Genomic DNA, 11,638 nt, shown 5'->3' with positions numbered 1-11,638 from the left:
TGCAGAGCGAGGAGCCGAGCCTCGCTCTGGCCGCCGCCTACGGTGTGCTGGCCACGGCCGGACCGGGCGACCGCGGCAAGGCGCAGTCGGACGTGCTGGCGCGCGGGCGCGACCTGATCACGCGGGTCGGCAACCAGTCCAACCTGATCCTGGACCCCGACCTCGACAGCTACTACACGATGTCGCTGATCGTGCTGCGCTACCCGGAGCTGATCGAGACCATCGACGGCATCGGCGCGCAGCTGGCGGCCCAGGTCAGCGCGGGCGCCGGCCTGGCCGAGGCCCGCACGCAGTACCTCATCCTCGAAGGCAAGCTCGACGCGACCCGCCAAGGGATCGACACCGACCACAGCGAGGCCTACGCGGCCGGCGGACCGGCGCTGAAGGCCCAGCTCCGGCCGGCCCACGCGAAGCTGCAGGCCGCACTGGAGGCCTACCGGCGCAGCGCGCGCCTGCTGTTCGACAGCGGCGCCACGCCGCAGTCGCTGGCCGGCGTGCATGTGGCCCAGGCCGGACTGGTGCGCGAGCTGCAGGTCGCCTGGGCGGTGGCCAGCGGCGCGATGGACGGGTTGCTCGACGCGCGTGTCGCGAGCCTCTACCACCGCATGTGGATCCACCTCGGCACCGCGCTGGCCCTGCTGTGCGCGATCCTCGCGATCGTCTACTTCGTGGCCCGGCAGATCGCCATGCCGCTGCGGCATCTGGCCGAGGTGACCGACACCGTGCGTCGCACCGGCGACCACAGCCTGCGCGCGCAGTGGAGCAGCAGCGACGAGATCGGCCGCCTGGTCGTGGGCTTCAACGGCATGCTCGCGCAGCTCGATCAGGAACGCGAGACGCAAAAGGAACTGGCCGCGAGCGCCCGCGCCGCGGAGGCCCAGCGCGCGCTGGTGGAGGCCACGCCGATCCCGCTGGTCGTGACCTCGGTGCCGGGTCACGAGGTGCTGCACGCCAACCCGCCCGCCGAGGCCTGGCTGGCCGGTCATCGCGCCGATCCGTGGAAGCACGGTCTCGACTCTTCGGTGCGGGCGCGCTTCTTCCAGCAACTGGCCGATCGCGGCGCGGTCGACGAATTCGAGGTCCGTTGGGGCGCCGGGGCCGAACCGGCCTGGGCGGTGCTGTCGGCCCGGCGCGTGCGCTACCAGGGCCAGGACGCCGTGCTGACCGCCTTTGCCCCGATCAACCACCTCAAGCTGATGGAGCGGCGGCTCGAGTTGTGGGCCAAGGTGTTCGAGGCCTCCAGCGAAGGCATCCTGATCGTCGATGCGCAGCGCCGCATCCTGACCGCCAACCAGGCGTTCTCGCGCCACACCGGCTACGAGCTGCAGGAGGTGGTGGGCGAGAAGCCGTCTCTGATGCTGGCCGTGGAGCAGACCGACGAGCAGAGCGCTGCGTTCTGGCAGAGCGTGTCGAATCGCGGCACCTGGCAGGGCGAGCTGCAGGTGCGCCGCCGCAACGGCAGTGAGTACCCGGCCTGGCTGATGGTCAACGCCGTGCGGCAGTCGCAGGGTGACATTTCGCACTACATCTTCACGTCGATCGACATCAGCGACCGTAAGAAGAGCGAGCAGCGCATCCGCTTCCTGGCCGACCACGACGTGCTCACCGAGCTGCCGAACCGCTCGCTGTGCACCGAGCGGCTGCGTATGGCCGTGCAGCAGGCACAGCGCAGCGGGCAGCAGGTGGCGGTGATGTTCATCGACCTCGACCGGTTCAAGGACATCAACGACTCGCTCGGCCACCACATCGGCGACGGGCTGCTGCGCTCGGTGGCGCGGCGCCTGGTGGAGGCGGTGCGCGCCGGCGACACCGTCAGCCGGCTGGGCGGTGACGAGTTCGTGATCGTGCTCAACGGCGTGCAGCACATCGACGAGGTCACGCACATCGTCGACCAGCGGCTGATCCCGCTGATCCGTCAGCCGCACCTGGTGGAGGGCGCCGAGCTGCATGTCTCGTGCAGCGTGGGCATCGCCGTCTTCCCGGACGACGCGACCGACATCGACGAGCTGATGAAGCATGCCGACACGGCGATGTACCAGGCCAAGGCCGGCGGCAAGGACGCCGCCGAATTCTTCACCGCCGAGATGACGCAGCGCGCGGAGTCGCGCATGCAGCTCGACGCCGACCTGCGGCGCGCGCTCGAGCTGGGCCGGTTCGAGCTGCACTGGCAGCCGCGCGTGAGCGCGGCCGGCGGCGTGCTGCTCGGCGTGGAAGGCCTGCTGCGCTGGCAGCACCCGCAGCGCGGCCTGGTCTCTCCGGCACACTTCATCCCGCTGGCGGAGGAGACCGGGCTGATCGTGCCGATCGGTGCCTGGGTCATCGAAGAGGCCTGCCGGCAGGTGGCCGCGTGGCGCGCGCAAGGCCTGCCGTCGTTCGGCGTGTCGATCAACCTGTCGGCCCGCCAGCTGCGAGACGACGGCCTGACCGACCTGGTGCGCGCCAGCCTGCTGCGGCATGGTGTGCCGCCCGGCGTGCTGGAGCTCGAACTCACCGAATCGATGGTGATGGACGACGCCGAGCGCAACCTGCGGCAGATGCACACGCTGCGCGACCTGGGCGTCGGGCTCGCGATCGACGACTTCGGCACCGGCTACTCGAGCCTCGCCTACCTGAACCGATTCCCGATCGACAAGCTGAAGATCGACCGCTCGTTCGTGCATGACATGCTGGCCGATCCGACGGATCGGGCCATCACGATGGCCATCATCGGCCTGGACCATGCTCTCGGCCTGCAGGTGGTGGCCGAGGGCGTGGAGGAGCCGCGTGCGGCGGCGCTGCTGCGCGAGGCGCGCTGCGACGAGCTGCAGGGCTACCTGTTCGGGCGGCCGATGCCGGTGCCGGTCTTCGAGGCCTGGCTGGCCGAACGTGAGGCGCCGGTCGCCGGCGTGACCGTGTGAAAAGTCGTGGGGCGGCACTCGCTTGGTGCACTGTGCGCTGAACGAGAGCCATTCCCGTCGGGAAATTTCAGGATGAGAGAGTCGTTCAAAGATGACGGTTAGACACCCGTCACCTCGGCCCATCGCCATGCCACCACAGCCGTATCGTTAGTCACCCCCGTTGCGGAGAGCCCCATGTCCTTCAGAAGCCTTTCCATCAAGCACAAGCTGGCGACCGCCTTCGCCCTCCTCACGGCCGTGGTGCTCGTGGTGTCGGGCGTGGCCATCCGGGCCCTGGCCAGCGAGCACCAGTCGTTCTCCCACTACGTGAACGAGACCGCCGTCCGCATCACGATGGCCAACGACGTGCTCGACGCGGCGAACGCCCGCGCCATCAGCGCGCGCAACCTGGTGCTGGTCAGCGCGCCGGCCGACCGCGAGATCGAGAAGGCGGCCGTGACGGCGGCGCACAAGAAGGTCGGCGAATCGATGACCCGTCTGCGGACGGCGCTCGCTTCGATGACCGGCGTGAGCGAGGAGGAACGCAAGATGTTCGCCACGCTCGACGGTGTGGAGTCGCGCTACGGCCCGGTGGCGCTCGACATCGTCGGGCTCTCGCTGCAGGGCCGGCGCGACGAGGCGGTGACGAAGATGAACGCCGACTGCCGCCCGCTGCTGTCGGCGCTGGTGAAGTCGGCCAACCAGCTCATCGAACTCAGCGTGGACGTGGCCAAGCGCGACGTGGCGCGCGCCGACGCCGCCGCGGTCGCCAACCGCAACGTGATGCTGGCCGCCTGCGTGGCGGCGGCGGCGCTGGCGGCCGTGCTCGCCTGGATGATCACCCGCGCCATCGTGACGCCCATCAGCCGGGCGATGGAAGTGGCCCAGACCGTCGCGGCCGGCGACCTGCGCTCCACCATCGACGACAGCGCGCGTGACGAGACCGGCAAGCTGCTGGCCGCGCTCAAGTCGATGAACGACAGCCTGGTGAACATCGTCGGCAGCGTGCGCACCAGCAGCGACAGCATCGCCACCGGAAGCGCCCAGATCGCCACCGGCAACGCCGACCTGTCGCACCGCACCGAACAGCAGGCCGCCAGCCTGCAGGAGACTGCGGCCTCGATGGAACAGATGAACGCGACGGTGAAGGCCAATGCCGACACCGCGCGCCAGGCCATCCAGCTCGCCGGCTCCGCCAGCGGCGCGGCGGAGAAGGGCGGCCAGGTGGTCGGCCAGGTGGTGGCGACGATGGACGACATCACCGCCAGCTCGCGGCAGATCGCCGACATCATCGGCGTGATCGACGGCATCGCCTTCCAGACCAACATCCTGGCGCTGAACGCCGCGGTGGAAGCGGCGCGTGCCGGCGAGCAGGGCCGCGGCTTCGCGGTGGTGGCGAGCGAGGTGCGCAACCTGGCGCAGCGCAGCGCCAGCGCCGCCAAGGAGATCAAGGAGCTCATCGGGGCCAGCGTCGAGAAGGTCGAGGCGGGCACCCGCCTGGTCGGCGATGCGCGGACCTCGATGGACGACATCGTGGTCCAGGTGAAGCGCGTGTCCGACCTCATCTCGGAGATCGGCGCGGCCACCATCGAGCAGACCACCGGCATCGGGCAGGTCAGCACCGCGGTGTCGCAACTCGACCAGGCCACCCAGCAGAACGCGGCCCTCGTCGAAGAGAGCGCCGCCGCCGCCGACAGCCTGAAGCAGCAGGCTTCGAAGCTGGCGTCGGTGGTGAGCGTCTTCAAGCTGGCGACCTGAGCGATCGGCGCGGTTCGGCGCGGCCTCCTCGTCTTCAGGCGCGATAGGCCGGGCATCGATGCAGGCCCCTAGAATCCGCCGGCCCGCGTCGCGGGCGCATGACTTCTCAACTCCCGGTATCCGAAGACCCCATGGCAACTGCTAAGAAGACCGCGACCAAGACCCCGATCAAGAAGACCGCTGCGGCCAAGAAGGCTGCTCCCGCGAAGAAGGCCGTCAAGGCCGCCGCTCCGGCGAAGGCTGCAGCCGGCCCGCTGAAGCCCATCAAGACGGCGCTCAACAAGACCGGCCTGATCGCTCACCTGGCACAAGCCGCTGCGGTCGATGCCAAGGCCGTGAAGGCCGTGATCGCCTCGCTCGAAGCCACCATCCTGGCCTCGGTGCACAAGAAGGGCCTGGGCTCGTTCACCTTGCCCGGTCTCCTGAAGGTCAACGTGATCAACGTGGCGGCCAAGAAGAAGCGCACCGGCATCGATCCCTTCACCAAGCAGGAACGCGTGTTCGCAGCCAAGCCCGCCACGGTCAAGATCAAGACCCGCGCGCTGAAGAAGCTCAAGGACGCGGCGCTCTGATCTGATCTGAGCTCACGCGATCCGCACGCCAGCCGGCGGTGGCACCGAGGTGCCACCGCCGGCTTCTCTTTTTCCGGGGCGCGCCGGCCATCGAGGTGCGGAACGCGGCTGCTACATTGCTGCAACGATGCAGACCCCGCCCCTGCAGGCATCCGGCGACCGCGAACTCGTCGACCTCAACCGACGCTTCTACGACTCGCTCTGGTCCGGCGCCCGGCTGGTCGAGCCGCGACGCTTCAACACCTGGCCGCTCGTGCAGTCGCTGGGGCCATCGGCGGAGCGTCGGCTCGAGGTGGCGCCCGGATTGCGGCCGCGCCTGCCGATCGAGGGCACGCAGTTCGTCGACATCAGCGGCCCGGCGCTCGGCAAGCTGCGCGATCGCGGCGCGCAGGTCGTGTTCGGTGAGGTGACCGCACTGCCGTTCGCGGAGGCCGCCTTCGATCTGGTGTGTGCCCTCGACATCATCGAGCACGTGGACGACGAGGACGGCGCGTTGTCGGAGCTGTCACGGGTCGCGAAGCCCGGTGCGGCGGTGCTGATCTCGACGCCGCTGCATCCCGAGCAATGGACCCCGTTCGACGACTTCGTGGGCCACAAGCGGCGCTACGAGCCTGACCGTCTGCTCGCCAAGCTGGCGCAGCACCATCTGCAGGTGGAGCGCAGCGCGGTGTTCGGCATGCAGCCACCGTCGTCGCGGCTGGTCGAACTGGGCATGTGGTGGCTCGCTCACCATCGCGAGCGGGCCCTGTGGTGGTACAACAAAATGCTGATGCCGCTCGGCCTGCGCTTCCAGAAGGAACTGCACTTCGTGCCCGGCATGATCCCGACGGCCGGTGTCGACGAAGTGCTGCTGGTGTGCCGAAGCGTCGCGCCGGCGCGGGAAAATTCCGCACTCGCCGACGCTCCGGTGTAACGCCGCCCGAAGCGGGCCGGCGCGCTTCCTACACTGCGCGTCATGCAGAACAGTGCCCCTCAAGTCCACCCCGGCCCGCCCGTCGCAGGCGCCGCCAGGCAGCACGCGGAGACGAGCCAGCGGGTCGCCGACGAGCGACCGCCGGCCGGCGAGGCGATGCTGGAGCTGATCGGCCTGATCGCCATCGCGGTGGCCGCTGCGGCCGTGTACTTCGGTGCCCGCAGGACGCGCCGGGATCGCAGGGGCGGGGCCTCCGGAGCCCACGAGAAACGCGCACGACGCGGCGCGGCCCCGCGCCCGTCGACCTACGGCTGAGCCGGCGCCGGTGGGCCGTCGCGCCGCGCGAGTTGGCTCGCCGCGGTGCAGGGTAGTTCCCTAGAAGCCTGCCTCCCGCTCGCTGTGCGAGAGTCGGTCGACGCGCTCGACCGGGCGCGGCGCATCGCGTCCCGCAGGAGAGGTTCATGTTCCAGCAGAAGAAGGTCATCATCAGCTGCGCCGTCACCGGCGCGGTCCACACGCCGTCGATGTCGCCCTACCTGCCGGTCACGGCCGAGGAGATCGCCGAGTCGTCGATCGCTGCCGCCGAGGCCGGCGCCGCCATCATCCACCTGCACGCGCGCGACCCCGCGACCGGCAAACCCGACCAGCGGCCCGAGGCCTTCACGCCCTTCCTGAAGACGATCAAGGCGCGCTGCGACGCGGTCGTCAACCTCACCACCGGCGGGTCGCCCTACATGACGGTGCAGGAGCGCATGCAGCCGGCCAAGGTGCTCAAGCCCGAGGTGGCCTCGATGAACATGGGCACGATGAACTTCGGCCTGTTCCCGATGCTCAAGCGCTTCAAGGAGTTCAAGCACGACTGGGAGCGGCCCTATCTCGAGGGCAGCAAGGACTTGATCTTCCGCAACACCTACGGCGACCTGGAGACCGTGCTGACCGAGCTCTCGGCCAACGAGACGCGCTATGAGTTCGAGTGCTACGACACCGCGCACCTCTACAACCTCGCGCACTTCGTCGAGCGCGGCCTGGTGAAGGCGCCGTTCTTCGTGCAGACCGTGTTCGGCATCCTGGGCGGCATCGGCACCCACCCGGACGACGTGATGCACATGAAGCGCACGGCGGACCGGCTGTTCGGCGACGACTACCGCTGGTCGGTGCTGGGCGCGGGCGCCAGCCAGATGAAGATCGCCGCCATGGCCGCGGCGATGGGCGGCAACGTGCGTGTCGGCCTGGAAGACAGCCTGTGGATCGGCAAGGGCCAGCTCGCACGCTCGAACGCCGACCAGGTGCGCCGCGTGCGCGGCATCCTCGAAGGCCTGGGTCTGGAGATCGCCACGCCGGCCGAGGCACGCGAGATCCTGCAGCTCAAGGGCATGGCCAAGGTGGCGTTCTGAGGCGCGCCCGCGCGCCCGTGTCCGACCCGGCGCATGCCGGCCTCTGTTCGTAGAAGGAGTCCTCCGATGTCCCTCTGGACCTGCACCCTGGACGATGGCGTCGTCACCGCGATCTACCGCAACCCGCCGATGAACTACTTCTGCGCCGAGGGCGCGGCCGAACTCGGCGCGCTGGTCGAATCCTGGCGCGACCCCGCCGTCAAGGCGGTGGTGCTGTCGGGCGGCATGGCCGGCCGCTTCATCACGCACTACAGCGTCGAGGAGCTGCTGTCCTATGCCGAAGACCGCGCGGCCATGCGGCAGGCCGGCACGGCGTTGAACGACGGCTACCACGCGCTGCTGCTGGGGCTGCGCGACCTGCCCAAGCCGGTCATCGTGGCGATGAACGGCGACGCGATGGGCGGCGGCTTCGAGCTGTGCCTGGCCTGCGACCTGCGCATCGCCCAGCGCGGCGATTTCCGCTACGGCCTGCCCGAGGTCAAGCTCGGCATCCTGCCGGGCGGCAGTGGCACGCAGCGCCTGTCGCGGCTGATTGGCGCCGGCCGCGCCATCGAGTTCATCCTGCGCGGGCGCATCGTCGAGCCCGCGGTGGCGCTGGAGATGGGGCTGGTGCACGAACTCGCCGACGACGCCCTGCGGCGCGCGCAGCAGATTGCCCACGAGATGGTGCTCACGCCGCCGTTCGCGATGGCGATGGCCAAGCGCGCGGTCTACGAGGGTTCGGACACCAGTTTGGCGGCCGGCCTGAAGCTCGAGGGCGAACGCTTCCTCGAGACCATGCTGTCCGACGGCAGCGTGAGCGCGATGCGCGCCTACGTGGCCCAGCCGCTGGAGGCACGCCGGGCCTGGCTGGAGAAGCCGCCGGCGGCGCGGTAGTCCTTCGGGCTGCTGGCGAACTCGCGCTTGAAGATCTTGCTGAAGCTGCTGGAGTCGCCGAAACCCCAGCGGTAGGCGATCTGCGTGATGCTGAGGTGCGCGGTCTCGGCCGCGCGCAGGTCGCGGCGGCAGCGGTCCAGCCGCTGGCGCCGTATCCAGGCCGCGGCCGTGGTGTCGGCCCGTTCGAACAGCCGGTGCAGGTGGCGCTCGGTGATGCCGCAGTCGCTCGCGACGCGGCGTGTGTCGAGTTCCGGATCGTCGAGGTGGCGGCCGATGTAGGCCATCACCCCTTGCAACACGATCTTCCCGCTGCGTCCGGCGCAGGGCTCGGCCTGCGCGCTCAGCGTGGAGGCCAGCAGTTCCACGCTGGCATGCAGCACGTGGCCCGCGTTGCCGCGCGGCAGCTCGCCGAAGCGCGCGTCGAGCGAGATGAGGTGGTCGACGAACAGCCGGCTGAGGCCGCTGGTGGCCGCGAAGCGGCGGCCGACGAACTCGCCGGCGCGCGGCAGCGCGAGCAGCAGTTCGCGCTGCGGCACCGCGAGGGTGATCTGCCGCAGGCCCGCGCCGGTGATGAAGGTCATCGGGCGTGCGCTGTCCCAGAGCGCGAAGCTGCCCGGGTTCAGCGTGAGTTCCTCGCCATCGATCGCCAGGCAGATCGACCCCTCGGCGATGTAGATCAGGTTGTAGAGCGCCTCGCTGTCCTGCGCCATCTCGCGCGCACCGCGCGTGCCGACGATGCCGCCCTGGGCGGAGGTGAGGTGCGTGACGCGAAAGCCGTCGAAGCGGCCCTGGCGGATGAAGGCCGGGAAGCGCTCGCAGCGGATCGGCCGGATCGACCAGTGCAGGTGGCGTCGATGACGAAGTCGCGCCAGCAGTCGAACTGCTTGCTCGGAGCCACGCGCTCCGTCGACCAGACGGCGGGGTCCTCCCAGCGATCGACCAGCGATGAGATCTGCCTGTCCACTTCGGGTCTCCTGCTCGCGGCCGCCGACGGCCGGGGTGGGTGCGAACCATCATAGGAGCGCCGCGCCGCGCGCCGCAATCCGCAGTGCCCCGCAGCGCCGGCGATGTCAGCCCTGGCCAAGTGGCGCGTCATGTGCGGCCAAGGCGGCGGCCGCCGCGCTGGCTAGCATGGCTTCGCATGCCGCACCGACTGTCCGGTGCGGCCCACCGGAGGCTCGCCCATGTTGATCAGCACCGTCGAGAAGGAAGCGCTCTCGCCCTACATGCGCAAGATCGCGGACGACCTGTACCCGCGCGTCGACCCGCTGTTCATGCCGCACTTCGAGCGCTACATGGGCCTGCTCGGCAACGCGCCGGAGCACGCGGAGCGCTTCTTTCCGTACTACTTCGGCATCTGGTTCGACAACGGCCTGGGCCCGCGCATCACCGAGCTCGCGCGGCTCGCGATCGCGAACGGCACGCAGTGCCAGCTGTGCCTGGCGGTGCGCTACACCGCCGAGGTCGGCGAGGCCGATGTCGCCGCGCTCCCGGGCGTCGACGCGAGCACGCTGACGCCGGCGGAGCGCGCGGTGGTGCGCTTTGCCACGCACTTCGGCAACGACCATCACCAGGTCACGGCCGAGCATTTCGAGGACTTGCAGCGCCACTTCAGCGACGAGCAGATCACCGAGTTGCTGCTGTGGAGCGCGATGGCGCTGGGCCTGGGGCGCATCCTCAAGGTGGCGCAGCTGGTCGACGACAGCTGCCCGCTGCCGGCGCGCGACGGCTCGGCTCGCACCGAGACGATCGCCGCGGCCTGAGGCCGCGGCCGCGCCGCTGCCGGCCCTGCGGGCGGTCAGAGCCGAACTCGGCCGCCATCTCGTCGACCAGGCCGCGCTGGAAGGCGGCGTAGCGTTCGTTGGGCTGCTGGCCGCCGGTGAAGTGCAGGAACGGATCCTCGACACCCAGGCGTTCGCCGGCCAGCGTTTCCACCACCGCGTGGCCGCAGAACGGGACGCAGGCCTCCGAGTAGCCGCCCTCGTGCACCACCACCAGCCTGCCGCCGCAGTGGCGGTCGGCCAGCGCCATCACCCGCTCGGTCAGCTGGCGGTAGGACTCGCTGTGCAGCAGCATGCGCGCCAGCGGATCGACGCCGTTGGCGTCGAAGCCGCTGGCGACGATGAGGAGCTCGGGACGGTAGCGGTCGATCGCCGGCGTCACGATGCGCTCCATCGCGTACAGGTACGCATCGTGCCCGCCGCCGGGCAGCAGCGGCACGTTGACGTTGTAGCCGAGGCCGCGGCCCTGGCCGCGGTCGGGCGCGCCGCTGTAGCCGACCGGGAAGCAGCCTTCCTGGTGCAGCGACACGGTCAGCACGTCGTCGCGCTCGTAGAAGATCGACTGCGTGCCGTTGCCGTGGTGCACGTCCCAGTCCAGCACCGCGATGCGCTTCACGCCGTGGCGCGCGCGTGCGGCCTCGATCGCGATCGGGATGTTGGCGAGCAGGCAGAAGCCCATCGGCATGTCGGCGAGGCAGTGGTGGCCGGGCGGACGCGACATCGAATAGGCGTTGCGGTGGGCGCCCGAGAGCACCGCGTCGACCGCATGCAGCGCGAGGCCGGCCGACTGCCTGGCGATTTCGTAGCTGCCCGGTCCGAAGGCGCGTAGAGGCCGATCTCGCCGCCGCCCTGGTCGGACAGCGCCTTGAAGCGCTCCAGGTAGGCCGTCGGATGGACGCGCTGCAGGTCCTCCTCGGTGGCCATCGGCGCGCTGCGCAGGTGGACCTTGTCCGCGAGCCCGGAGACCTGCATCAGCGACACCATGCGCCGCTTCGATTCGGGGGATTCGGCCAGCCCCGCGCCGGCCGGCGGCTGCACCCAGCCACCCACCGGTGCGATCAGGGCGAAGCCGCCCATGGTGCTGTGCCAGAGGCAGCGTTCGTCGTGGAAGAAGGCGGTGGGCAGGGGCATGAGCGGAGGTCCTTTGCGTGGCGGCCTGTCGGTGCGTGCGCGGCGATGCGCGGGGCCGAAAGCTGGATTCGAGCCTCAAGTGCGCCGTCGCCGCGGAGGGTTTTCCCGAGCCGACGGCCGCGCCGCCGCGTTCTTGCCGAAGCGTGATAGTTCGGGGCCGCGGCGCGATGGAGACTGCCGCCGAACGCTCGACGCACGGTCGCGGTGTCGGTGGGCGACACCGGCGAGCCGGAGGAGAGGGCGGACGGGAGGCCCAGGATGCGGAGGATTCACCGGCACGTCGGTGCGTGCGCTCGGGTCGCGGCCTGCGCGGCCGGGCTGGCGCTCGGCGCCAGCG

At 70.2% G+C, this 11,638-nt stretch carries 9 protein-coding genes and 1 pseudogene; 8 read left to right on the top strand and 2 right to left on the bottom strand.

Going from position 1 to position 11,638, the window contains the following annotated elements; all coding sequences use genetic code 11:
• The 7 genes from x551_RS13240 to x551_RS13210 all read left to right on the top strand — a co-directional run.
• Nucleotides 1-2,897 (top strand): EAL domain-containing protein (locus x551_RS13240; protein ID WP_051512011.1); only part of this gene is annotated, 2,897 nt, incomplete at its 5' end.
• Nucleotides 2,898-3,071: 174 nt separating this feature from the next.
• Nucleotides 3,072-4,634, top strand: coding sequence for a methyl-accepting chemotaxis protein (locus x551_RS13235; protein WP_036233276.1), 1,563 nt, complete (start codon nucleotides 3,072-3,074; stop codon nucleotides 4,632-4,634).
• 131 nt (nucleotides 4,635-4,765) lie between these two features.
• Nucleotides 4,766-5,206: an HU family DNA-binding protein gene (locus x551_RS13230; RefSeq protein ID WP_036233274.1), complete on the top strand. Its 441-nt coding sequence runs from the start codon at nucleotides 4,766-4,768 to the stop codon at nucleotides 5,204-5,206.
• 127 nt (nucleotides 5,207-5,333) lie between these two features.
• Nucleotides 5,334-6,119, top strand: a complete 786-nt coding sequence (locus tag x551_RS13225; RefSeq protein ID WP_036233271.1) for a class I SAM-dependent methyltransferase — start codon at nucleotides 5,334-5,336, stop codon at nucleotides 6,117-6,119.
• A gap of 42 nt (nucleotides 6,120-6,161) precedes the next feature.
• On the top strand, nucleotides 6,162-6,434 hold the full coding sequence (locus x551_RS13220) for a hypothetical protein (RefSeq protein ID WP_036233268.1): 273 nt from the start codon (nucleotides 6,162-6,164) through the stop codon (nucleotides 6,432-6,434).
• Between the two features lie 146 nt (nucleotides 6,435-6,580).
• Nucleotides 6,581-7,513 (top strand): 3-keto-5-aminohexanoate cleavage protein, encoded by a 933-nt coding sequence (locus x551_RS13215; protein ID WP_036233264.1) that lies wholly within the window; start codon nucleotides 6,581-6,583, stop codon nucleotides 7,511-7,513.
• 66 nt (nucleotides 7,514-7,579) lie between these two features.
• Nucleotides 7,580-8,389, top strand: coding sequence for an enoyl-CoA hydratase/isomerase family protein (locus x551_RS13210; RefSeq protein ID WP_011830243.1), 810 nt, complete (start codon nucleotides 7,580-7,582; stop codon nucleotides 8,387-8,389).
• Here x551_RS13210 and x551_RS13205 read toward each other — a convergent pair.
• The gene (locus x551_RS13205) at nucleotides 8,326-9,234 is read right to left on the bottom strand and encodes a helix-turn-helix domain-containing protein (protein ID WP_256363987.1); all 909 of its coding nucleotides are present in this window, start codon (nucleotides 9,232-9,234) and stop codon (nucleotides 8,326-8,328) included. The genes x551_RS13210 and x551_RS13205 overlap by 64 nt on opposite strands.
• A gap of 339 nt (nucleotides 9,235-9,573) precedes the next feature.
• Between x551_RS13205 and x551_RS25280 the strand changes: the two genes are divergently transcribed.
• Nucleotides 9,574-10,152 (top strand): carboxymuconolactone decarboxylase family protein, encoded by a 579-nt coding sequence (locus tag x551_RS25280; RefSeq protein ID WP_152543513.1) that lies wholly within the window; start codon nucleotides 9,574-9,576, stop codon nucleotides 10,150-10,152.
• A 40-nt stretch (nucleotides 10,153-10,192) separates the two neighbouring features.
• Here x551_RS25280 and x551_RS13200 read toward each other — a convergent pair.
• Nucleotides 10,193-11,301 (bottom strand): annotated as a pseudogene (locus x551_RS13200) (class II histone deacetylase); the annotation flags it as partial.
• Nucleotides 11,302-11,638 lie beyond the last annotated feature (337 nt).

The organism is Methylibium sp. T29 (genome assembly GCF_000576205.1).
Lineage (GTDB): Bacteria > Pseudomonadota > Gammaproteobacteria > Burkholderiales > Burkholderiaceae_C > Methylibium > Methylibium petroleiphilum.
Note: the sequence above shows the minus strand (reverse complement) of the source record. Positions and strands in the feature narration are given on the sequence as shown.